Origin of the sequence: Pseudomonas sp. o96-267, from assembly GCF_003935465.1 — a bacterium.
GTDB classification, from domain to species: Bacteria; Pseudomonadota; Gammaproteobacteria; order Pseudomonadales; family Pseudomonadaceae; genus Aquipseudomonas; species Aquipseudomonas sediminis.
This window is the reverse complement of sequence record NZ_RHQP01000015.1, coordinates 3,894-26,183: the sequence shown is the minus strand read 5'-3', so window position 1 is coordinate 26,183 and position 22,290 is coordinate 3,894. Positions and strand designations below refer to the sequence as shown.

Below are 22,290 nucleotides of genomic sequence, written 5' to 3'. Positions count from 1 at the left end.
ATCACTTACCTGCCTGCTGGTTGAGCACAGTTTTCACACGAGCGATGTCGCGCTTAACTTGCGAGAGCAGGTGAGACTGCCCCAACTGGCCAGTTGCTTTCTGCATACGCAGATTGAACTGGTCGCGCAGCAGACCGAGCAGTTGCTCGTTCAGTTGCTGTGCGGTTTTTTCACGAAGTTCGGTCGCTTTCATCACATCACCGTCCGCTTAACAAAGGTGGTGGCGAGCGGCAGCTTTGCAGCAGCCAGGGCGAAAGCCTCACGCGCCAGCTCTTCGGAAACGCCTTCGATCTCGTACAGGACTTTGCCTGGCTGGATCTGGGCTACCCAATATTCGACGCCACCCTTACCTTTACCCATCCGCACTTCGAGAGGCTTCTTGGTAACCGGCTTGTCCGGGAATACGCGAATCCAGATCTTGCCGCCACGTTTTACGTGACGAGTCAGAGCACGACGAGCGGACTCGATCTGACGGGCGGTGAGACGACCGCGGGCTACAGACTTCAGCGCGAACTCGCCGAAGCTGACCTTGCTACCGCGCTGAGCCAGACCACGGTTGTGGCCGGTCATCTGCTTGCGGAACTTCGTACGCTTTGGTTGCAACATGATGCGTACTCCTTATTTCTTAGCAGCTTTACGAGGAGCGGGCGCTTGCGGCTTCAGCTCTTCAGTGCGGCCACCAATGACCTCACCCTTGAAGATCCAAACCTTGACGCCGATCACACCGTAAGTGGTGTGCGCTTCGTAGGTGGCGTAATCGATATCTGCACGCAGGGTGTGCAGGGGCACACGACCTTCGCGATACCACTCGGTACGGGCGATTTCAGCGCCACCAAGACGACCACTCACCTGGATCTTGATGCCCTTGGCACCAATACGCATGGCGTTCTGTACGGCGCGCTTCATGGCGCGACGGAACATTACGCGGCGCTCCAGCTGCTGAGCTACGCTCTGTGCAACCAGCATACCGTCGAGCTCCGGCTTGCGGATCTCTTCGATGTTGATGTGCACCGGCACACCCATTTGCTTGGTCAGGTCCTGACGCAGCTTCTCAACATCTTCACCTTTCTTGCCGATCACGATGCCAGGACGAGCGGTGTGGATGGTGATGCGTGCGGTTTGAGCCGGGCGAGCGATGTCGATACGGCTAACGGACGCGCTTTTTAGTTTGTCTTGCAGGTATGCACGAACCTTCAGGTCGGCATTCAGGTAGTCGGCGTAAGTGCGACCATCTGCATACCAAACCGAAGTGTGATCCTTGACGATTCCCAGGCGGATGCCAACGGGATGTACTTTCTGACCCATCTGATCGACTCCGTTACTTGTCCGCAACCTTGACAGTGATATGGCAAGACCGCTTGACGATGCGATCAGCACGGCCTTTGGCACGCGGCATGATGCGCTTAAGCGAACGCCCTTCGTTGACGAAAACGGTGCTGACCTTCAGGTCATCAACGTCTGCGCCTTCGTTGTGCTCGGCGTTGGCAACGGCCGACTCCAGCACTTTCTTCATGATCTCGGCGGCTTTCTTGCTGCTGAAAGCCAGCAGGTTGAGCGCTTCGCCCACCTTCTTCCCGCGGATCTGGTCGGCGACCAGGCGAGCTTTCTGGGCGGAGATGCGAGCGCCCGACAACTTAGCGGCTACTTCCATTTCCAAACCCCTTAACGCTTGCCTTTCTTGTCGGCAACGTGACCACGATAGGTACGCGTGCCGGCAAATTCGCCCAGTTTGTGGCCGACCATGTCTTCGTTCACGAGGACCGGGACATGTTGACGACCGTTATGCACAGCGATGGTCAGACCGACCATCTGCGGCAGGATCATGGAGCGACGCGACCAGGTTTTGACTGGTTTACGCTCGCCCTTTTCCACCGCCGCTTCGACCTTCTTCAGTAGGTGAAGATCGATAAAAGGACCTTTTTTCAGAGAACGTGGCACTGTCGTATCCCTCTATTTACTTGCGACGACGGACGATCATGTTGTCGGTGCGCTTGTTAGCACGGGTTTTCGCGCCCTTGGTCGGGAAGCCCCATGGCGACACCGGATGACGACCACCGGAGGTACGACCCTCACCACCACCGTGCGGGTGATCAACCGGGTTCATGGCAACACCACGAACGGTCGGACGAACACCGCGCCAGCGCTTGGCACCGGCCTTACCCAGCGAACGCAGGCTGTGCTCGGAGTTCGAGACTTCGCCCAGGGTCGCACGGCACTCGGACAGGACTTTGCGCATTTCGCCGGAGCGCAGACGCAGAGTCACATAGGCACCTTCACGAGCGATCAGCTGAGCGGAAGCACCAGCGGAACGAGCGATCTGAGCACCTTTACCCGGTTTCAGCTCGATACCGTGAACGGTCGAACCTACCGGAATGTTGCGCAGCTGCAGGCTGTTGCCCGGCTTGATCGGAGCCATGATGCCGGCTACCAGCTGATCGCCAGCTACCACGCCCTTCGGCGCGATGATGTAGCGACGTTCGCCGTCAGCGTATTTCAGCAGAGCGATGTGAGCAGTACGGTTCGGATCGTATTCCACGCGCTCGACGGTGGCAGGAATGCCATCCTTGTCGTTGCGACGGAAGTCGACCAGACGGTAATGCTGCTTATGACCACCACCGATATGACGGGTGGTAATACGGCCATTGTTGTTACGACCACCGGACTTCGACTTTTTCTCGAGCAGCGGAGCGTACGGAGCGCCTTTGTGCAGCTCCTGATTGACCACCTTGACCACAAAACGGCGGCCAGCGGAAGTCGGTTTGCATTTAACGATTGCCATGATGCACCCCTTCCTTACTCAGCACTGCTGGTGAAATCGAGTTCTTGGCCCGGCTGAAGGGAGATAACTGCCTTCTTCCAGTCGTTACGCTTGCCCAGACCGCGAGCGGTGCGCTTGCTCTTACCCAGGACGTTCTGAGTAGTAACGCGCTCAACCTTCACGCCGAACAGGCCTTCGACAGCCTTCTTGATTTCCAGCTTGGTCGCATCGGTAGCGACTTTGAAAACGAACTGACCTTGTTTGTCAGCCAGAACCGTGGCCTTCTCGGAGATGTGCGGGCCAAGCAGCACTTTGAATACGCGTTCCTGGTTCATCCCAGCAGCTCCTCGAATTTCTTCACGGCCGAAACGGTGACCAGCACCTTCTCGTACGCGATCAGGCTGACCGGATCGGAACCCTGAACGTCACGTACATCAACGTGCGGCAGGTTGCGGGCAGCCAGGTACAGGTTCTCATCGACAGCGTCGGATACGATCAGCACGTCGGTCAGGCCCAGGCCATTGAGTTTGGCCAGCAGAGTCTTGGTCTTCGGCGCATCAACGGCGAAGTCTTCGACTACGACCAGACGGTCGGTACGAACCAGCTCAGCAAGGATGGAGCGCAGAGCTGCGCGGTACATCTTCTTGTTCAGCTTTTGATCATGGTTACGGGTGGACGCTGCGAAGGTCACACCACCGCCACGCCAGATCGGACCACGAGTGGTACCAGCACGAGCACGACCAGTGCCCTTCTGACGCCATGGGCGCTTACCGCCACCGGAAACGTCGGAACGGGACTTCTGACCTTTGGTGCCCTGACGGCCGCCAGCCATGTAGGCGACGACAGCTTGGTGAACCAGAGTCTCGTTGAACTCGCCACCGAAGGTCGCTTCGGACACTTCGATCGCCTGAGCGCCATTTACATTCAATTGCATCTCAGATTCTCCCCTTACGCCTTGGCAGCCGGACGAACGATAACGTCGCCGCCAGTAGCGCCAGGAACGGCACCCTTGACCAGCAACAGATTACGCTCGGCGTCTACGCGCACGACTTCCAGGGACTGCACGGTAACGCGCTCAGCACCCATGTGGCCGGACATCTTCTTGCCCTTGAATACGCGACCCGGGGTCTGGCACTGGCCAATGGAACCCGGAACACGGTGGGACACGGAGTTGCCGTGAGTGTTGTCCTGGCCGCGGAAGTTCCAACGCTTGATGGTACCGGCGAAGCCTTTACCTTTGGACTGACCGGTCACATCGACCAGTTGACCAGCTTGGAAAATTTCAGCGTTGATCAGATCGCCGGCCTGGTAGTCGCCTTCTTCAAGACGGAACTCCAGAACGGTACGACCTGCCGCGACGTTCGCCTTGGCGAAGTGGCCAGCTTGAGCTGCTGTGACACGCGAAGCACGACGCTCGCCAACAGTGACTTGCACTGCGCGATAGCCATCGGATTCTTCGGTTTTAAACTGGGTGACGCGATTCGGCTCGATCTCAATGACCGTAACCGGAATGGAGACACCTTCTTCGGTGAAAATACGGGTCATACCCGCTTTACGACCGACTACACCAATAGTCATGTTGTAAACCTCATGAGTGTACGGGGCTTTCACCCGCTATGGCCGCCCATTTCAGAGCGTTACACGACTAAAACCGCCAGGTTTTAGCCGAGGCTGATCTGCACTTCCACGCCTGCCGCAAGGTCGAGCTTCATCAGCGCATCAACGGTTTTATCCGTCGGCTGGACGATGTCCAGAACACGCTTATGAGTGCGGATTTCGTACTGATCGCGCGCGTCTTTGTTGACGTGCGGGGAGACCAGAACGGTATACCGCTCCTTACGAGTAGGCAGAGGAATCGGACCACGCACCTGAGCACCAGTACGTTTCGCGGTTTCCACGATTTCCTGGGTAGATTGATCGATCAGGCGATGGTCAAAAGCCTTCAACCGAATACGGATTTGTTGGTTTTGCATTTTGACCTCAGATTCCAAGCTGCTAATCCCCACAGACGGACTACGCCCGTTCAAGGGAGGCGCAATTGTACGGATGCCCCCTGGGGGTGTCAACTTTTAACCAATCCAAAAGAAAAGGGCCCCGAAGGGCCCTTTTCTATACCGCGGATCGTTGATTACTCGACGATCTTGGCAACCACGCCAGCACCAACGGTACGACCACCTTCGCGAATTGCGAAGCGCAGGCCGTCTTCCATGGCGATCGGCTTGATCAGGGTGACAACCATTTTGATGTTGTCGCCCGGCATTACCATCTCAACGCCTTCCGGCAGTTCGCACGAACCGGTCACGTCAGTGGTACGGAAGTAGAACTGAGGACGGTAGCCTTTGAAGAACGGGGTGTGACGACCACCTTCTTCTTTGGACAGAACGTACACTTCAGCTTCGAACTTGGTGTGCGGCTTGATGGTGCCCGGCTTGGCCAGTACCTGACCACGCTCGACTTCATCACGCTTGGTGCCGCGCAGCAGCACGCCGCAGTTCTCACCAGCACGACCTTCGTCCAGCAGCTTGCGGAACATCTCAACGCCGGTGCAGGTAGTCTTGGTGGTCGGACGCAGACCAACGATTTCGATTTCTTCCTGGATCTTGACGATACCGCGCTCTACACGACCGGTAACTACAGTACCGCGGCCGGAGATCGAGAATACGTCTTCGATTGGCATCAGGAACGGACGATCGATGGCACGAACCGGCTCAGGAATGTAGCTGTCCAGAGTTTCGACCAGGGTTTTCACCGCAGTGGTACCCATGCCGTTGTCATCCTCGCCGTTCAGCGCCATCAGCGCGGAGCCGATGATGATCGGAGTGTCGTCACCCGGGAAATCGTAGGTGCTCAGCAGGTCACGAACTTCCATCTCGACCAGTTCCAGCAGCTCAGCGTCGTCAACCATGTCAGCCTTGTTCAGGAAGACAACGATGTACGGCACGCCAACCTGACGGGACAGCAGGATGTGCTCACGGGTTTGCGGCATCGGACCATCGGCAGCCGAGCAGACCAGGATCGCGCCGTCCATCTGGGCAGCACCAGTGATCATGTTCTTCACGTAGTCGGCGTGACCCGGGCAGTCAACGTGCGCGTAGTGACGAATGTTGGAGTCGTACTCTACGTGCGCAGTGTTGATGGTAATACCACGAGCCTTCTCTTCCGGCGCGCTGTCGATCTTATCGAAGTCAACCTTGGCCGAACCGAAAACTTCGGAGCAGACACGGGTCAGAGCAGCGGTCAGAGTAGTTTTACCGTGGTCAACGTGACCGATGGTGCCAACGTTGACGTGCGGTTTGTTACGTTCGAATTTTTCCTTAGCCACGACAGTAAACCTCTTACTTAAAGGGCGGGATTAGCCTTGTTTTTTAACCAGCGCTTCGACGATGTTCGCCGGAGCCTCTGCGTACTTGGAGAATTCCATGGAGTAGCTGGCGCGACCCTGGGACATGGAACGGACGTCGGTAGCGTAACCAAACATCTCGCCCAGCGGAACTTCGGCACGGATAACCTTACCGGACACCGAATCTTCCATACCCTGGATCAGACCACGACGACGGTTCAGGTCACCCATCACGTCACCCATGTAGTCCTCAGGAGTTACCACTTCTACCTTCATGATCGGCTCAAGCACCTTACCACCACCCTTCTGGGCCAGTTGCTTGGTCGCCATGGAAGCAGCGATCTTGAACGCCATCTCGTTGGAGTCGACGTCGTGGTAGGAACCATCGAACACGGTAGCCTTCAGGCCGATCAGCGGATAGCCGGCAACGACGCCGTTCTTCATCTGCTCTTCGATACCTTTCTGGATCGCCGGGATGTATTCCTTCGGAACCACACCACCTACGACTTCGTTGGTAAACACCAGACCTTCGGTGATGTTGCCCTTGTCGTCCACGTCCGGAGTCGAGAAACGAATCCAGCAGTGACCGAACTGACCGCGACCACCGGACTGACGAACGAACTTACCTTCGATCTCAACAGCGTCCTTGGTGATGGTTTCACGGTAGGAAACCTGCGGCTTACCGATGTTGGCCTCGACGTTGAACTCGCGCTTCATACGGTCAACGAGGATGTCCAGGTGCAGTTCACCCATACCGGAGATGATGGTCTGACCGGTTTCCTCGTCAGTCTTGACGCGGAACGACGGGTCTTCCTGAGCCAGCTTGCCCAGTGCGATACCCATCTTCTCCTGGTCAGCCTTGGTTTTCGGCTCTACAGCCACCGAAATAACCGGCTCCGGGAAGTCCATACGCTCGAGGATGATCTGCTTATCCGGATCGCACAGGGTTTCACCAGTGGTGACGTCCTTCATGCCGATCAGAGCAGCGATGTCACCAGCGCGTACTTCTTTGATCTCTTCACGCTGGTTGGCGTGCATCTGCACCATACGACCAACGCGCTCTTTCTTGCCTTTCACGGAGTTGATGACCGATTGACCAGACTCCAGAACGCCCGAGTAGACACGAACGAAGGTCAGCGTACCGACGAACGGGTCGGTAGCGATCTTGAACGCCAGAGCCGAGAACGGCTCGTTGTCGTCCGCATGACGCTCGTCGTAATCGGCTTCGGCGATCTCTTCTTTCGGCTTGTCGGCCAGATCCGGGTGAATACCCTTGATCGCAGGGATCTCGGTCGGAGCAGGCAGGAAGTCGATAACGGCGTCGAGAACCAGGGGAACACCCTTGTTCTTGAACGAGGAGCCACAGACAGCCGGGACGATCTCGCTCGCCAGAGTACGGGCGCGCAGACCAGCCTTGATCTCTTCGACGGACAGGTCACCTTCTTCAAGGTACTTGTTCATCAGCTCTTCGTTGGCTTCGGCAGCAGCCTCGACCATGTTCGAGCGCCACTCGTTGGCCAGGTCTACCAGCTCAGCAGGAATCTCTTCCTCGCGATAGGTAGTACCCTTGTCGTCTTCGTTCCAGTAGATAGCCTTCATCTTGATCAGGTCGACCTGACCTTCGAAGTTATCTTCGGCGCCGATGGCGATCTGAATCGGTACCGGGGTGTGACCCAGACGGTTCTTGATCTGACCGACGACACGCAGGAAGTTAGCACCAGCACGGTCCATCTTGTTCACGTAGACAACACGCGGAACACCGTACTTGTTGGCCTGACGCCATACGGTTTCCGACTGCGGCTCAACGCCCGAAGTACCACAGAACACAACGACAGCACCGTCGAGTACGCGCAGCGAGCGCTCTACTTCAATGGTGAAGTCAACGTGACCGGGGGTATCGATGACGTTTACGCGGTAGTTGTCGTACTGACCAACCGAACCTTTCCAGAAGGTGGTGATGGCAGCAGAAGTAATGGTAATACCACGCTCCTGCTCCTGAACCATCCAGTCGGTGGTCGCGGCGCCATCATGCACCTCGCCCATCTTGTGGCTCAGGCCTGTGTAGAACAGGATCCGCTCGGTAGTGGTGGTCTTGCCCGCGTCAACGTGGGCACAGATACCAATATTACGGTAGCGGTTAATTGCTGTATTACGAGCCATAAAGCCCTCGCAAGGTTAGTGGAGCCGGAATTAGAAGCGGTAGTGCGAGAAAGCCTTGTTGGCTTCAGCCATGCGGTGCACGTCTTCACGCTTCTTGACAGCAGCGCCTTTGCCTTCAGCAGCATCCAGCAGCTCACCAGCCAGACGCAGAGCCATGGACTTCTCGCCGCGCTTGCGGGCGTAGTCTACGAGCCAGCGCATTGCCAGAGCGTTACGACGCGACGGACGAACTTCGACCGGAACCTGGTAGGTAGCACCGCCTACACGGCGGGACTTGACTTCGACCAGCGGAGCGATGGCGTCGAGAGCTTTCTCGAAGATCTCCAGGGGATCGCTGTTCTTGCGTGCTTTGACTGTGTCCAGAGCACCGTAAACGATGCGCTCGGCCACGGCCTTCTTGCCGCTTTCCATCACGTGGTTCATGAACTTGGCGAGAATCTGCGATCCGTACTTCGGATCGTCGAGAATCTCACGTTTTGCTGCTACACGACGTCTTGGCATGATAAGCCCTCAAACGGTCTTCAGGTTAGCCCGGGACTTTCGGCAAAAGCCGCGCCCGACCTTACTCTTATCGACTCAACTAAATATAAAGATTCAAGCGGCCTTATTTCGGACGCTTGGTACCGTACTTGGAACGACCTTGCTTACGGTCTTTGACGCCGGAGGTATCCAGCGAACCACGCACGGTGTGGTAGCGCACACCCGGAAGGTCTTTTACACGACCGCCACGGATCAGCACGACGCTGTGCTCTTGCAGGTTGTGGCCTTCACCACCGATGTACGAGGAAACCTCGAAACCGTTGGTCAGACGCACGCGGCATACTTTACGCAGTGCCGAGTTAGGTTTTTTCGGCGTAGTGGTGTACACGCGAGTGCACACGCCACGACGTTGCGGGCAGTTCTGCAGCGCAGGTACGTCGGATTTCTCGACGATACGCTTACGCGGCTGACGTACCAGCTGGTTGATAGTTGCCATCTACTAGCTCCACTGTTGTCTTTCGACGCTCACAAATAAAGATGGCAGAGCACAACGCCCTGCCAAATTTAGGGGTGCATGAGTCTAAAGAGACTCGCGCCCCCAGTCAAGGCAAAGCCCCGCTAGCGAACTAGCGAGGCTTCGACTCAATTTCCGCTGGAGTTCAGCGCTTCGGTCAGTGCGGCTTCCACCTCACTGGCGCTGACACGTACCGGCTTGTCGGCATCACGCTTGCGCTTGCGCTCGCTGTGATAGGCCAGACCGGTACCAGCCGGGATCAGGCGACCCACGACGACGTTCTCTTTCAGACCACGCAGGTAGTCGCGCTTGCCAGTAACCGCTGCCTCGGTGAGGACGCGAGTGGTTTCCTGGAAGGACGCAGCCGAGATGAACGACTCGGTGGACAGCGACGCCTTGGTGATACCCAGCAGTACGCGGGTGTACTTGGCGACGAACTTGTCCTCTTCAGCCAGACGCTCGTTCTCGCCCAGAACCTGGGTGAGCTCCATTTGATCGCCCTTGATGAAGGACGAATCGCCGGACTCGCTGACTTCTACCTTACGCAGCATCTGACGCAGGATGGTCTCGATGTGCTTGTCGTTGATCTTCACGCCCTGCAGACGGTAAACGTCCTGGATCTCGTTGACGATGTACTTGGCCAGCGCGCTCACACCCAGCAGACGCAGGATGTCGTGCGGATCGCTCGGGCCGTCGGAGATAACTTCGCCGCGGTTCACTTGTTCGCCTTCGAAGACGTTCAGGTGGCGCCACTTCGGAATCAGCTCCTCGTACGGATCGCTGCCGTCGGTCGGGGTGATGACCAGACGGCGCTTGCCCTTGGTCTCTTTACCGAACGAAATGGTGCCGCTGATTTCCGCCAGGATCGAAGCTTCCTTCGGACGACGGGCTTCGAACAGGTCGGCAACGCGCGGCAGACCACCGGTGATGTCGCGAGTTTTCGAGGTCTCTTGCGGGATACGGGCGATGACGTCACCGACCGCGATCTGCGCACCGTCAGCCACGCCGACCAGGGCGTTGGCTGGCAGGAAGTACTGGGCGGGAACGTCGGTACCCGGCAGCAGCAGTTCCTTGCCGTTGGCGTCGACCATCTTGATGGCCGGACGAATGTCCTTGCCAGCAGCCGGACGATCCTTCGGATCGAGAACCTCAATGTTGGTCAGACCGGTCAGTTCGTCGGTCTGGCGCTTGATGGTGATGCCCTCCTCCATGCCGACGAAGGTCACGGTACCCTTCATTTCGGTCACGATCGGGTGGGTGTGCGGGTCCCACTTGGCGACGATGGCGCCAGCGTCGACCTTGTCGCCTTCCTTCACGGAAATCACGGCACCGTACGGCAGCTTGTAGCGCTCACGCTCACGACCGAACTCGTCAGCCACAGCCAGCTCGCCGGAGCGGGAAACCGCTACCAGATTGCCGTCCACGCGCTCGACGTGCTTGAGGTTGTGCAGACGGATCGCACCACCGTTCTTCACCTGGACGCTGTCGGCAGCCGAAGTACGGCTTGCAGCACCACCGATGTGGAACGTACGCATGGTCAGCTGGGTACCCGGCTCACCGATGGACTGCGCAGCGATAACGCCAACAGCTTCACCGATGTTGACCTGGTGACCACGAGCCAGATCGCGGCCGTAGCACTTGGCGCAGATGCCGAAGCGGGTTTCGCAGGTGATCGGCGAACGCACGACCACTTCGTCGACGCTGTTCAGCTCGATGAACTCGACCCACTGCTCGTCGATCAGGGTGCCGGCCGGAACGATTACGTCCTCGGTGCCAGGCTTGAACACGTCCTTGGCGATCACTCGACCCAGTACGCGCTCACCCAGCGGCTCGACCACGTCGCCGCCTTCGATGTGCGGCGTCATCAGCAGACCGTGCTCGGTACCGCAATCGATTTCGGTCACCACCAGGTCCTGCGCCACGTCGACCAGACGACGAGTCAGGTAACCGGAGTTCGCGGTCTTCAGTGCGGTATCCGCCAGACCTTTACGAGCACCGTGGGTGGAGATGAAGTACTGCAGAACCGACAGACCTTCGCGGAAGTTCGCGGTGATCGGCGTCTCGATGATGGAGCCGTCCGGCTTGGCCATCAGACCACGCATACCGGCCAGCTGACGGATCTGGGCGGCGCTACCACGCGCACCGGAGTCCGCCATCATGTACATGGAGTTGAAGGACTCCTGCTCGACGGTCTTGCCTTCGCGATCGACAACCGGCTCTTTCGAGAGGTTGGCCATCATCGCCTTGGAGACTTCATCGTTGGCCTTCGACCACAGGTCGATCACCTTGTTGTACTTCTCGCCCTGGGTTACCAGGCCGGAGGCGTACTGCGATTCGATCTCCTTCACTTCCTCGGTGGCGGCGTCGATGATGCGCGCCTTCTCGTCCGGGATGACGAAGTCGTTCACGCCGATCGACACACCGGAGATGGTCGAGTAGGCGAAACCGGTGTACATCAGCTGGTCGGCGAAGATCACGGTGTCCTTCAGACCCACGGTGCGGTAGCACTGATTGATCAGCTTGGAGATCGCCTTCTTCTTCATCGACTGGTTGACCACGTCGTAGGACAGGCCAGCCGGTACGATCTGGAACAGCAGCGCACGGCCGACAGTGGTGTCGACGATGCGGGTGTTCTTGGTGATCGAACCATCTTTCTCTTTGATGGTTTCGTTGATACGCACTTTCACACGGGCGTGCAGGGACGCTTCGCCGGCGCGGAATACGCGGTCGACTTCCTGCAGGTCGGCGAATACGCGACCTTCGCCTTTGGCGTTCACCGCTTCACGGGTCATGTAGTACAGACCCAGTACCACGTCCTGCGACGGCACGATGATTGGCTCACCGTTGGCGGGCGACAGGATGTTGTTGGTCGACATCATCAGCGCGCGCGCTTCGAGCTGGGCTTCCAGCGTCAGCGGCACGTGAACGGCCATCTGGTCACCGTCGAAGTCGGCGTTGTACGCGGCGCAGACCAGCGGGTGCAGTTGGATCGCTTTACCTTCGATCAGTACCGGCTCGAACGCCTGGATACCCAGACGGTGCAGGGTCGGAGCACGGTTGAGCAGGACGGGGTGTTCGCGGATCACTTCAGCGAGAACGTCCCAAACCTCCGGCAGCTCGCGCTCGACCATCTTCTTGGCGGCCTTGATGGTGGTCGCCAGACCACGCATTTCCAGCTTGCCGAAAATGAACGGCTTGAACAGCTCGAGGGCCATCTTCTTCGGCAGACCGCACTGGTGCAGGCGCAGGGTCGGGCCTACGGTAATTACGGAACGACCGGAGTAGTCCACGCGCTTACCGAGCAGGTTCTGACGGAAGCGACCTTGCTTACCTTTGATCATGTCAGCCAGCGACTTCAGCGGACGCTTGTTCGAGCCAGTGATGGCGCGACCGCGACGGCCGTTGTCGAGCAGCGCGTCGACCGCTTCCTGCAGCATGCGCTTTTCGTTGCGCACGATGATGTCCGGCGCCGACAGATCGAGCAGGCGCTTCAGACGGTTGTTACGGTTGATCACGCGGCGGTACAGATCGTTCAGGTCGGACGTGGCGAAACGGCCACCATCGAGCGGAACGAGCGGGCGCAGATCCGGCGGCAGCACCGGCAGAACGGTCAGCACCATCCACTCCGGCAGGTTGCCGGAGTCCTTGAAGGCTTCCATCAGCTTCAAGCGCTTGGACAGCTTCTTGATCTTGGTCTCGGAGTTGGTCTGCGGAATCTCTTCACGCAGGCGGCCGATCTCGTGATCCAGGTCGATGGCGTGCAGCAGCTCGCGAACGGCCTCGGCGCCCATGCGCGCGTCGAAGTCGTCACCAAACTCTTCGAGGGCTTCGAAGTACTGCTCGTCGTTCAGCAACTGACCCTTCTCGAGGGTGGTCATGCCCGGGTCGATCACGACGTAGCTCTCGAAATAGAGCACGCGCTCGATGTCACGCAGGGTCATGTCCATCAGCAGGCCGATACGGGACGGCAGCGACTTGAGGAACCAGATGTGGGCAACCGGCGAGGCCAGTTCGATGTGCGCCATGCGCTCACGACGAACCTTGGCCAGGGCCACTTCAACGCCGCACTTCTCGCAGATCACACCGCGGTGCTTGAGGCGCTTGTACTTACCGCACAGGCACTCGTAGTCCTTTACCGGGCCAAAGATCTTGGCGCAGAACAGGCCGTCGCGCTCTGGCTTGAAGGTACGGTAGTTGATGGTTTCCGGCTTTTTAACTTCACCGAACGACCACGAACGGATCATCTCAGGCGAGGCCAATCCGATACGGATGGCGTCGAACTCTTCGATCTGACCCTGGTTTTTCAGCAAATTCAGTAGGTCTTTCAAGGCCTTTCCTCCTGGCGGAGCGGGCAGCGAGCTGGACTAGCCCCGCTGCCGATTCACGTCGTGTTATTCGGTTTCCAGATCGATATCGATGCCGAGCGAACGGATCTCTTTGATCAGTACGTTGAAGGACTCGGGCATGCCCGGCTCCATACGGTGATCGCCATCCACGATGTTCTTGTACATCTTGGTACGGCCGTTCACGTCGTCCGACTTCACGGTCAGCATTTCCTGCAGGGTGTAGGCGGCGCCATAGGCTTCCAGTGCCCAGACCTCCATCTCCCCGAAACGCTGACCACCGAACTGCGCCTTACCACCCAGCGGCTGCTGGGTAACCAGGCTGTAGGAACCAGTGGAACGGGCGTGCATCTTGTCGTCCACCAGGTGGTTCAGTTTGAGCATGTACATGTAGCCGACGGTGGTCGGACGCTCGAACTGGTTACCGGTACGACCGTCGAACAGGCGCATCTGGCCGCTCTCCGGCAGATCAGCCAGCTTCAGCATGGCTTTGATCTCGGTTTCCTTGGCGCCGTCGAACACGGCAGTCGCCATCGGTACACCGCCCTTGAGGTTCTTCGCCAGCTCGAGGATCTCGGTATCGGAGAACTCGTCGAGGTTTTCCTGACGACCACCGATCTCGTTGTAGATCTCGGCGAGGAACTTGCGCAGTTCGGCGATCTTGCGCTGCTCTTCGAGCATGCGATTGATCTTCTCGCCCAGGCCCTTGGCCGCGAGGCCCAGGTGGGTTTCGAGAATCTGACCGACGTTCATACGCGACGGAACGCCCAGCGGGTTCAACACGATGTCGACCGGAGTACCGTTGGCGTCGTGCGGCATGTCTTCAACCGGCATGATCACCGAGACAACACCCTTGTTACCGTGACGACCGGCCATCTTGTCACCCGGCTGGATGCGACGGCGGATGGCCAGGTAGACCTTGACGATCTTCAGTACGCCCGGAGCCAGGTCATCGCCCTGCTGCAGCTTGCGCTTCTTGTCTTCGAACTTGTCATCGAGCATCTGACGGCGGTCGGAGATGTAGGCCTGAGCCTTCTCCAGCTGCTCGTTCAGAGCGTCTTCAGCCATGCGCAGTTTGAACCACTGGCCACGCTCGAGACCGTCGAGGAACTCGTCGGTGATCGCAGTGCCTTTCTTCAGACCAGCGCCGCCTTCGGCAGTCGCGCCAACCAGAGCGGAACGCAGACGCTCGAAGGTTGCGCCTTCGACGATGCGGAACTCTTCGTTGAGGTCTTTGCGGATCTCGTCCAGCTGCATCTTCTCGATGGACAGGGCACGCGAGTCGCGCTCCACGCCGTCACGGGTGAAGACCTGTACGTCGATGACGGTACCTTTGGTGCCAGTCGGCACACGCAGGGAGGTGTCCTTAACGTCGGACGCCTTCTCACCGAAGATCGCACGCAGCAGCTTCTCTTCCGGAGTCAGCTGGGTCTCACCTTTCGGGGTGACCTTACCAACCAGGATGTCGCCCGGGCCAACTTCGGCACCGACGTAGACGATACCGGCTTCGTCCAGCTTGTTCAGCGCCGCTTCGCCAACGTTCGGGATGTCAGAGGAGATTTCCTCTGGGCCGAGCTTGGTGTCACGCGCCACACAGGTCAGCTCCTGGATGTGGATCGTGGTGAAGCGATCTTCCTGAACCACGCGCTCGGACAGGCAGATGGAGTCTTCGAAGTTGAAGCCGTTCCACGGCATGAACGCAACGCGCATGTTCTGACCCAGCGCCAGTTCACCCATGTCGGTGGACGGACCGTCAGCCATGATGTCGCTACGCGCAACCTTGTCACCTTTGCTAACCAGCGGGCGCTGGTTGATGCAGGTGTTCTGGTTGGAGCGGGTGTACTTGGTCAGGTTGTAGATGTCGACACCGGCTTCGCCAGTTTCAACTTCGTCATCGTTGACACGAACCACGATACGGCTGGCGTCGACCGAGTCGATCACACCGCCGCGACGGGCCACGACGCAGACGCCGGAGTCACGGGCGACGTTGCGCTCCATGCCGGTACCTACCAACGGCTTGTCGGCACGCAGAGTCGGTACAGCCTGACGCTGCATGTTCGAACCCATGAGTGCACGGTTGGCGTCGTCGTGCTCGAGGAACGGAATCAGCGAGGCAGCAACGGAAACAACCTGCTTCGGCGAAACGTCCATCAGGGTGACGTCTTCCGGCGCCTTGACGGTGAACTCGTTCAGGTGACGAACAGCTACCAGCTCGTCCACCAGCTGCCCCTTGTCGTTCAGGGTAGCGGATGCCTGAGCGATCACGTGATCGGCTTCTTCGATGGCGGACAGGAACACGATCTCGTCGGTGACCTGACCTTCCTTGACCACGCGGTACGGGCTTTCCAGGAAGCCGTACTGGTTGGTGCGGGCATAGGCCGCCAGCGAGTTGATCAGACCGATGTTCGGACCTTCCGGCGTTTCGATCGGGCATACGCGGCCGTAGTGGGTCGGGTGTACGTCGCGGACTTCGAAGCCAGCGCGCTCACGAGTCAGACCACCTGGGCCGAGTGCAGAAACACGGCGCTTGTGAGTGATCTCGGAGAGCGGGTTGTTCTGGTCCATGAACTGCGAGAGCTGGCTGGAACCGAAGAACTCTTTCACCGCCGCCGCAACCGGCTTGGCGTTGATCAGGTCTTGCGGCATCAGACCTTCGCTTTCAGCCATCGACAGACGCTCTTTGACCGCACGCTCTACACGCACCAGGCCAACGCGGAACTGGTTCTCGGCCATCTCGCCGACGCAACGTACGCGGCGGTTACCCAGGTGGTCGATGTCGTCGACGATGCCCTTGCCGTTACGGATATCGACCAGGGTCTTCAGTACGGCAACGATGTCTTCCTTGCTCAGCACGCCCGAACCTTCGATCTCGGTGCGACCGATACGACGGTTGAACTTCATGCGGCCCACGGCGGACAGGTCGTAACGCTCGGCGCTGAAGAACAGGTTGTTGAACAGGGTCTCGGCAGCATCCTTGGTTGGCGGCTCGCCAGGACGCATCATGCGGTAGATCTCGACCAGCGCTTCCAACTGATTGGTGGTGCTGTCGATCTTCAGCGTGTCGCTGATGAACGGGCCACAATCGATGTCGTTGGTGTACAGGGTCTCGAAGCGAACCACCTGCGCCTTGGCCATCTTGACCAGCAGGTCGGCGGTCAGCTCAGTGTTGCACTCGGTGATGATTTCGCCGGTAGCCGGGTGCACGATCGCCTTGGCAGTGGTACGGCCAATCACGTAGTCGAGCGGAACTTCCAGCTCTTTGATGCCAGCCTTGTCCAGCTGGTTGATGTGGCGAGCCGTGATACGACGACCCTGTTCCACGATCACCTTGCCGCTGCCGTCCTTGATGTCGAGAACGGCGACTTCGCCGCGCAGACGCTGCGGAACCAGCTCCAGGTTCAGGCTCTCGCCCTTCACGTGGTAGACGTTGGTGTCATAGAAGGCATCCAGCACTTCTTCAGTGCTGTAGCCCAGTGCACGCAGCAGGACGGAAGCCGGCAGTTTGCGGCGACGGTCGATACGTACGAATACCGCGTCCTTCGGGTCGAACTCGAAGTCCAACCACGAACCGCGGTAAGGAATGATGCGAGCGGAGTACAGCAGCTTGCCCGAGCTGTGGGTCTTGCCACGGTCGTGGTCGAAGAATACCCCCGGCGAACGGTGCAGCTGGGACACGATGACACGCTCGGTACCGTTGATGACGAAGGTACCGTTCTCGGTCATGAGCGGAATCTCGCCCATGTACACTTCTTGCTCTTTGATGTCCTTGATCGCTTTGTTCGACGATTCTTTGTCGAAAATGATCAAGCGCACTTTCACGCGCAGCGGCACGGCGAAGGTCACGCCACGCAGCACGCACTCCTTGACGTCGAACGCCGGCTCGCCCAGGCGATAGCCGACGTACTCCAGGGCGGCGTTGCCGGAGTAGCTGATGATCGGGAATACCGATTTGAAGGCCGCATGCAGGCCGATGTCGCGGAACTGTTCCTTGCTCACCCCTTGCTGCAGGAATTCGCGGTACGAATCCAGCTGGATGGCCAGGAGGTAAGGCACATCCATGACATCCGGCAACTTGCTAAAGTCCTTGCGGATACGTTTTTTCTCAGTGTATGAGTAAGCCATCAGCGTTCCCCAGCTTGGTCACCTGCTTGTTTGGCCAGCGCCGGCGGCGATGACCAGAAAATCGTGCAAACCCTCGGTTTGCAACCGCCTCTCGGGCGGGATCTTTTCGGCTCCAGGCCGGCTGCTGAACAGCCAACCTAGAACGGAAAAAGGCCGGTGGCAAAAGCCACCAGCCATCAGCCTTATGCGAATCGCTCGGGCTGTAGACGCAAGGTACGAACTTACTTGAGCTCGACCTTGGCGCCAGCTTCTTCCAGCTTCTTCTTGGCGTCTTCAGCAGCTTCTTTGGTCAGACCTTCAGCGACGACCTGAGGAGCGGTGTCAACCTTCTCCTTGGCTTCTTTCAGGCCCAGACCGGTCAGCTCGCGAACTGCCTTGATCACGTTAACTTTCTTCTCGCCAGCTTCAGTCAGAACAACGTTGAACTCGGTTTGCTCTTCAACAGCGGCAGCGGCAGCAGCCGGGCCAGCGGCAACAGCAGCAGCAGCGGTAACGCCGAAGGTTTCTTCCATCGCTTTGATCAGCTCAACGATTTCCATAACGGATTTCTGGCCGATAGCTTCGATGATTTGCTCGTTAGTCAGAGACATGACTATCAATTCCTGTATTGGGGTGACGGCCTACGCGACCATCAAATTAAACGTTTGATTTCGAAAGAGCTCACGCAGCCTTAGGCAGCGGCAGCTTCTTTCTGGTCGCGAATGGCTGCCAGAGTGCGAGCGAGTTTGCTGGTGGCGCCTTGAATAACGCTCATCAGCTGGGCGATGCCCTCGTCGCGGGTCGGCAGACTTGCCAGTACGTCGATCTGGTTTGCTGCGAGGTACTTGCCCTCGAACGCAGCTGCCTTGATCTCGAACTTGTCCTGACCCTTGGCAAAATCCTTGAACAGACGAGCAGCAGCGCCCGGGTGTTCGTTGGAGAATGCGATCAGGGTCGGGCCTTTGAACACGTCGTTGAGCACGTCGAACTGAGTGCCTTCAACGGCGCGCTTGAGCAGGGTGTTACGCACGACTTTCACGTACACACCAGCTTCGCGGGCCTCTTTACGGAGTCCGGTCATTGCGCCGACGGTCACGCCACGGGCATCAGCCACGACAGCGGACAGACCGGCTTTGGCAGCCTCGTTGACTTCAGCGACGATGGCCTTCTTGTCTTCGAGTTTAATTGCCACGGGTTTACTCCTGGTTTTTACCGTATCGCCAAACCGAAGTTCAGCGGCGTTTTGGTGTCTGATTCGGTAACGAATCGGGAGCACCATCTGCGTAGGTCATCAGGCGAACCTGACATTTAAAACGCGAGTTACCTACGGTCTTGGATAGCCCCCGCCAGGCAGGGACCCCAATTTTTCAAAGCCGGTAGCGCGCACGCTACCGGCCCAATCACTTACGCGTCGAGCGAAGCCTGATCGATGATCAGACCCGGACCCATGGTGGTGCTCAGGGTCACACGCTTGACGTAGATGCCTTTCGAGGTCGACGGCTTCAGACGCTTCAGGTCGGACAGCAGGGCTTCCACGTTCTGCTTCAGCGCAGCGGCTTCGAAGCCGATCTTGCCAACAGAAGTGTGGATGATGCCGTTCTTGTCGGTACGGAAACGCACCTGACCAGCCTTGGCGTTCTTGACAGCGGTAGCGACGTCCGGAGTAACGGTGCCGACTTTCGGGTTCGGCATCAGGCCGCGCGGGCCCAGTACCTGGCCCAGCTGGCCAACAACACGCATGGCGTCCGGAGAAGCAATGACCACGTCATAGTTCAGGTCGCCGGCTTTCATTTCGGCAGCCAGATCGTCCATACCGACTTTGTCAGCACCGGCAGCCAGGGCAGCTTCAGCGCCCGGACCCTGGGTGAACACGGCAACGCGTACAGTCTTGCCAGTGCCGTTCGGCAGAACGGTGGCGCCACGTACAACCTGGTCGGATTTACGCGGATCAACGCCCAGATTCACAGCGACGTCGAAAGATTCGACGAACTTGGCAGCAGGCAACGAAGCCAGCAGAGTTGCCGCTTCTTCGAAGCTGTAGGCTTTGCCCGCTTCGACTTTCTCGGCGATGGCCTTTTGGCGCTTGGTCAACTTAGCCATTACACACCCTCCACGTTCAGGCCCATGCTACGAGCGGAGCCGGCGATGGTGCGCACGGCCGCATCCAGGTCAGCGGCAGTCAGATCAGCCTGTTTGGTCTTGGCGATCTCTTCCAGCTGAGCACGGGTAACGGTGCCTACTTTAACGGTGTTCGGACGAGCGGAGCCGCTGGTCAGGCCTGCAGCCTTCTTCAGCAGTACCGATGCCGGGGTGCTCTTGGTTTCAAAGGTGAAGCTGCGATCGCTGTAAACAGTGATGATCACAGGAGTCGGCAGACCAGGTTCCATGCCCTGAGTCTTGGCGTTGAATGCCTTGCAGAATTCCATGATGTTCACGCCGTGCTGACCCAGAGCGGGGCCGACGGGTGGCGACGGGTTTGCCTGACCGGCTTTAACCTGCAGCTTGATATAAGCCTGAATCTTCTTAGCCATTAGCTACTCCAATTTCGGGTTCGAACGCCTGACGGCTCCCCGAGGTTACTTACGCATTTATCCCAGTGACGACAAAACCCCGCAGCCTAAGGCTGCGGGGTGAGGGATGCCTATGTCAGTTATGCCTTCTCGACCTGACTGAACTCCAGCTCGACCGGGGTGGAGCGACCGAAGATGGTCACAGCAACCTGGATGCGGCTCTTTTCGTAATTCACTTCTTCGACCACGCCACCGAAGTCGGCAAACGGGCCATCGACAACTCGTACCATTTCGCCCGGCTCGAACAGAGTCTTGGGCTTGGGCTTGTCGCCACTGTCGGCAACACGACGCAGAATGGCTTCAGCTTCTTTTTCGGTGATCGGTGCCGGCTTGTCGGCAGTACCACCAATGAAGCCCATGACGCGCGGCGTGTCCTTGATCAAGTGCCAAGTCGCCTCGTTCATCTCCATCTGCACCAGAACATAGCCAGGAAAGAACTTGCGCTCACTCTTGCGCTTCTGACCATTGCGCATCTCGACCACTTCTTCAGTGGGAACGAGAATCTCGCCAAAGTCATCTTCCATACCAGCCAGTTTCACGCGCTCGATGAGCGAGCGCATGACATGCTTCTCGTAACCCGAGTAAGCATGCACGACGTACCAACGCTTAGCCACGAGACACCCTTAACCAACAATCAGGGAAATAAGCCAACCGAGCAGGGAATCAAGACCCCACAACAGCAGCGCCATCACCAGAACCACGGCAACCACGATCAGGGTGGTCTGCGTGGTTTCCTGGCGGGTCGGCCATACAACCTTACGAATCTCGACGCGCGCTTCTTTCAGCAGCACCGCGAACGCTTGACCACGAGCAGTCTGAAACGCCACAAAAGCAGCAACAGCAGCCAACGCAACCAAGCCCAGAACACGATACAGAACCGGCTCAGCAGAGAAGTACTGATTACCGACAACACCCACAGCAACCAGGGCAGCGACAACCAGCCACTTGACCAGATCAAAGCGAGAGTCTTTGGCTTCAGCCTTAACATTCATTCGAGAGGATCCTGTGAAAGACACGCCAGATTCGTTAGAAAATGGCAGGTCAGGAGGGAATCGAACCCCCAACCTGCGGTTTTGGAGACCGCCGCTCTGCCAATTGAGCTACTGACCTAAAGCAAAATCAGGCCGACCATTATGCCGGCCTGAGAGGAACAGATCAACCGATTACTCGACGATCTTGGCAACCACGCCAGCACCAACGGTACGGCCACCTTCGCGAATTGCGAAGCGCAGGCCGTCTTCCATGGCGATCGGCTTGATCAGGGTGACAACCATTTTGATGTTGTCGCCCGGCATTACCATCTCAACGCCTTCCGGCAGTTCGCACGAACCGGTCACGTCAGTGGTACGGAAGTAGAACTGAGGACGGTAGCCTTTGAAGAACGGGGTGTGACGACCACCTTCTTCTTTGGACAGAACGTACACTTCAGCTTCGAACTTGGTGTGCGGCTTGATGGTGCCCGGCTTGGCCAGAACCTGACCACGCTCGACTTCATCACGCTTGGTGCCGCGCAGCAGCACGCCGCAGTTCTCACCAGCACGACCCTCGTCCAGCAGCTTGCGGAACATCTCAACGCCGGTGCAGGTGGTCTTGGTGGTCGGACGCAGACCAACGATTTCGATCTCTTCCTGGATACGGACGATACCGCGCTCTACACGACCGGTAACTACAGTACCGCGGCCGGAGATCGAGAATACGTCTTCGATCGGCATCAGGAACGGACGGTCGATGGCACGAACCGGCTCAGGGATGTAGGTATCCAGAGTTTCCACCAGGGTTTTCACCGCAGTGGTACCCATGCCGTTGTCATCCTGGCCGTTCAGAGCCATCAGCGCGGAGCCGATGATGATCGGAGTGTCGTCACCCGGGAAATCGTAGGTGCTCAGCAGGTCGCGAACTTCCATCTCGACCAGTTCCAGCAGCTCAGCGTCGTCAACCATGTCAGCCTTGTTCAGGAAGACAACGATGTACGGTACGCCAACCTGACGGGACAGCAGGATGTGCTCACGGGTTTGCGGCATCGG

At 58.3% G+C, this 22,290-nt stretch carries 23 protein-coding genes and 1 tRNA gene; all 24 read right to left on the bottom strand.

Translation table 11 applies throughout. From position 1 onward, the window contains the following. Position 1: 1 nt before the first annotated feature. Positions 2-193, bottom strand: a complete 192-nt coding sequence (gene rpmC, locus EGJ86_RS12250) for a 50S ribosomal protein L29 (protein WP_003463299.1) — start codon at positions 191-193, stop codon at positions 2-4. Next, on the bottom strand, positions 193-606 hold the full coding sequence (gene rplP, locus EGJ86_RS12245; RefSeq protein ID WP_003243901.1) for a 50S ribosomal protein L16: 414 nt from the start codon (positions 604-606) through the stop codon (positions 193-195). The genes rpmC and rplP overlap by 1 nt, the downstream gene beginning before the upstream one ends. Before the next feature lie 12 nt (positions 607-618). Beyond that, positions 619-1,305, bottom strand: a complete 687-nt coding sequence (gene rpsC / locus EGJ86_RS12240; RefSeq protein WP_017675617.1) for a 30S ribosomal protein S3 — start codon at positions 1,303-1,305, stop codon at positions 619-621. Positions 1,306-1,318: 13 nt separating this feature from the next. Further along, entirely contained in the window at positions 1,319-1,651 is a 333-nt protein-coding gene (gene rplV / locus EGJ86_RS12235; protein WP_003103908.1) for a 50S ribosomal protein L22, read from the bottom strand. 11 nt (positions 1,652-1,662) lie between these two features. Further along, the gene (gene rpsS, locus EGJ86_RS12230) at positions 1,663-1,938 is read right to left on the bottom strand and encodes a 30S ribosomal protein S19 (RefSeq protein WP_003463302.1); all 276 of its coding nucleotides are present in this window, start codon (positions 1,936-1,938) and stop codon (positions 1,663-1,665) included. Positions 1,939-1,954: 16 nt separating this feature from the next. Then, a complete protein-coding gene (gene rplB, locus EGJ86_RS12225; protein WP_061240714.1) occupies positions 1,955-2,779 on the bottom strand; it encodes a 50S ribosomal protein L2 in 825 nt (274 codons plus the stop codon). A 14-nt stretch (positions 2,780-2,793) separates the two neighbouring features. Further along, entirely contained in the window at positions 2,794-3,093 is a 300-nt protein-coding gene (gene rplW / locus EGJ86_RS12220) for a 50S ribosomal protein L23 (protein ID WP_003463306.1), read from the bottom strand. After that, complete coding sequence (gene rplD, locus EGJ86_RS12215) at positions 3,090-3,692, bottom strand: 50S ribosomal protein L4 (protein ID WP_036999711.1); 603 nt, start codon at positions 3,690-3,692, stop codon at positions 3,090-3,092. Before rplD ends, rplW begins: the two co-directional genes overlap by 4 nt. Before the next feature lie 14 nt (positions 3,693-3,706). Then, positions 3,707-4,336: a 50S ribosomal protein L3 gene (rplC, locus tag EGJ86_RS12210; protein ID WP_017675621.1), complete on the bottom strand. Its 630-nt coding sequence runs from the start codon at positions 4,334-4,336 to the stop codon at positions 3,707-3,709. Between the two features lie 83 nt (positions 4,337-4,419). Then, a complete protein-coding gene (gene rpsJ / locus EGJ86_RS12205) occupies positions 4,420-4,731 on the bottom strand; it encodes a 30S ribosomal protein S10 (RefSeq protein ID WP_003463313.1) in 312 nt (103 codons plus the stop codon). 155 nt (positions 4,732-4,886) lie between these two features. Beyond that, the gene (gene tuf / locus EGJ86_RS12200; RefSeq protein WP_125835267.1) at positions 4,887-6,080 is read right to left on the bottom strand and encodes an elongation factor Tu; all 1,194 of its coding nucleotides are present in this window, start codon (positions 6,078-6,080) and stop codon (positions 4,887-4,889) included. Between the two features lie 30 nt (positions 6,081-6,110). Continuing rightward, on the bottom strand, positions 6,111-8,258 hold the full coding sequence (gene fusA / locus EGJ86_RS12195; RefSeq protein ID WP_099526263.1) for an elongation factor G: 2,148 nt from the start codon (positions 8,256-8,258) through the stop codon (positions 6,111-6,113). 30 nt (positions 8,259-8,288) lie between these two features. Continuing rightward, positions 8,289-8,759 (bottom strand): 30S ribosomal protein S7, encoded by a 471-nt coding sequence (rpsG, locus tag EGJ86_RS12190; RefSeq protein ID WP_003246741.1) that lies wholly within the window; start codon positions 8,757-8,759, stop codon positions 8,289-8,291. Positions 8,760-8,862: 103 nt separating this feature from the next. Further along, a complete protein-coding gene (gene rpsL / locus EGJ86_RS12185; protein ID WP_003463319.1) occupies positions 8,863-9,234 on the bottom strand; it encodes a 30S ribosomal protein S12 in 372 nt (123 codons plus the stop codon). Between the two features lie 146 nt (positions 9,235-9,380). After that, positions 9,381-13,580, bottom strand: coding sequence for a DNA-directed RNA polymerase subunit beta' (rpoC, locus tag EGJ86_RS12180; protein ID WP_017675624.1), 4,200 nt, complete (start codon positions 13,578-13,580; stop codon positions 9,381-9,383). A gap of 63 nt (positions 13,581-13,643) precedes the next feature. Continuing rightward, positions 13,644-17,717, bottom strand: a complete 4,074-nt coding sequence (rpoB, locus tag EGJ86_RS12175) for a DNA-directed RNA polymerase subunit beta (RefSeq protein ID WP_125835266.1) — start codon at positions 17,715-17,717, stop codon at positions 13,644-13,646. A gap of 221 nt (positions 17,718-17,938) precedes the next feature. Beyond that, entirely contained in the window at positions 17,939-18,307 is a 369-nt protein-coding gene (gene rplL, locus EGJ86_RS12170) for a 50S ribosomal protein L7/L12 (protein WP_106735659.1), read from the bottom strand. Between the two features lie 80 nt (positions 18,308-18,387). Further along, a complete protein-coding gene (gene rplJ / locus EGJ86_RS12165; RefSeq protein ID WP_037001815.1) occupies positions 18,388-18,888 on the bottom strand; it encodes a 50S ribosomal protein L10 in 501 nt (166 codons plus the stop codon). Between the two features lie 212 nt (positions 18,889-19,100). Continuing rightward, the gene (rplA, locus tag EGJ86_RS12160) at positions 19,101-19,796 is read right to left on the bottom strand and encodes a 50S ribosomal protein L1 (RefSeq protein WP_099526260.1); all 696 of its coding nucleotides are present in this window, start codon (positions 19,794-19,796) and stop codon (positions 19,101-19,103) included. Next, positions 19,796-20,227, bottom strand: coding sequence for a 50S ribosomal protein L11 (rplK, locus tag EGJ86_RS12155; RefSeq protein ID WP_004373444.1), 432 nt, complete (start codon positions 20,225-20,227; stop codon positions 19,796-19,798). The genes rplA and rplK overlap by 1 nt, the downstream gene beginning before the upstream one ends. A gap of 119 nt (positions 20,228-20,346) precedes the next feature. Next, complete coding sequence (gene nusG, locus EGJ86_RS12150) at positions 20,347-20,880, bottom strand: transcription termination/antitermination protein NusG (protein WP_004373446.1); 534 nt, start codon at positions 20,878-20,880, stop codon at positions 20,347-20,349. A 9-nt stretch (positions 20,881-20,889) separates the two neighbouring features. Beyond that, on the bottom strand, positions 20,890-21,258 hold the full coding sequence (secE, locus tag EGJ86_RS12145; RefSeq protein WP_125835265.1) for a preprotein translocase subunit SecE: 369 nt from the start codon (positions 21,256-21,258) through the stop codon (positions 20,890-20,892). A gap of 42 nt (positions 21,259-21,300) precedes the next feature. Further along, positions 21,301-21,376 (bottom strand) — tRNA-Trp (locus EGJ86_RS12140). 53 nt (positions 21,377-21,429) lie between these two features. Continuing rightward, on the bottom strand, positions 21,430-22,290 hold an 861-nt coding region (locus EGJ86_RS12135; protein ID WP_125835321.1), incomplete at its 5' end, for an elongation factor Tu.

What these genes read in the sequence shown, in the direction of transcription:
- rpsJ (WP_003463313.1), bottom strand. Translation starts at nt 4,731, where the DNA reads ATGCAAAACCAACAAATCCGTATTCGGTTGAAGGCTTTTGACCATCGC.
- rpmC (WP_003463299.1), bottom strand. Translation starts at nt 193, where the DNA reads ATGAAAGCGACCGAACTTCGTGAAAAAACCGCACAGCAACTGAACGAG.
- rpsG (WP_003246741.1), bottom strand. Translation starts at nt 8,759, where the DNA reads ATGCCAAGACGTCGTGTAGCAGCAAAACGTGAGATTCTCGACGATCCG.
- rplK (WP_004373444.1), bottom strand. Translation starts at nt 20,227, where the DNA reads ATGGCTAAGAAGATTCAGGCTTATATCAAGCTGCAGGTTAAAGCCGGT.
- rpsC (WP_017675617.1), bottom strand. Translation starts at nt 1,305, where the DNA reads ATGGGTCAGAAAGTACATCCCGTTGGCATCCGCCTGGGAATCGTCAAG.
- rplD (WP_036999711.1), bottom strand. Translation starts at nt 3,692, where the DNA reads ATGCAATTGAATGTAAATGGCGCTCAGGCGATCGAAGTGTCCGAAGCG.
- rplB (WP_061240714.1), bottom strand. Translation starts at nt 2,779, where the DNA reads ATGGCAATCGTTAAATGCAAACCGACTTCCGCTGGCCGCCGTTTTGTG.
- rplL (WP_106735659.1), bottom strand. Translation starts at nt 18,307, where the DNA reads ATGTCTCTGACTAACGAGCAAATCATCGAAGCTATCGGCCAGAAATCC.
- rplA (WP_099526260.1), bottom strand. Translation starts at nt 19,796, where the DNA reads ATGGCTAAGTTGACCAAGCGCCAAAAGGCCATCGCCGAGAAAGTCGAA.
- fusA (WP_099526263.1), bottom strand. Translation starts at nt 8,258, where the DNA reads ATGGCTCGTAATACAGCAATTAACCGCTACCGTAATATTGGTATCTGT.
- rplC (WP_017675621.1), bottom strand. Translation starts at nt 4,336, where the DNA reads ATGACTATTGGTGTAGTCGGTCGTAAAGCGGGTATGACCCGTATTTTC.
- rplV (WP_003103908.1), bottom strand. Translation starts at nt 1,651, where the DNA reads ATGGAAGTAGCCGCTAAGTTGTCGGGCGCTCGCATCTCCGCCCAGAAA.
- secE (WP_125835265.1), bottom strand. Translation starts at nt 21,258, where the DNA reads ATGAATGTTAAGGCTGAAGCCAAAGACTCTCGCTTTGATCTGGTCAAG.
- rpoB (WP_125835266.1), bottom strand. Translation starts at nt 17,717, where the DNA reads ATGGCTTACTCATACACTGAGAAAAAACGTATCCGCAAGGACTTTAGC.
- rplP (WP_003243901.1), bottom strand. Translation starts at nt 606, where the DNA reads ATGTTGCAACCAAAGCGTACGAAGTTCCGCAAGCAGATGACCGGCCAC.
- rplW (WP_003463306.1), bottom strand. Translation starts at nt 3,093, where the DNA reads ATGAACCAGGAACGCGTATTCAAAGTGCTGCTTGGCCCGCACATCTCC.
- rpsL (WP_003463319.1), bottom strand. Translation starts at nt 9,234, where the DNA reads ATGGCAACTATCAACCAGCTGGTACGTCAGCCGCGTAAGCGTATCGTC.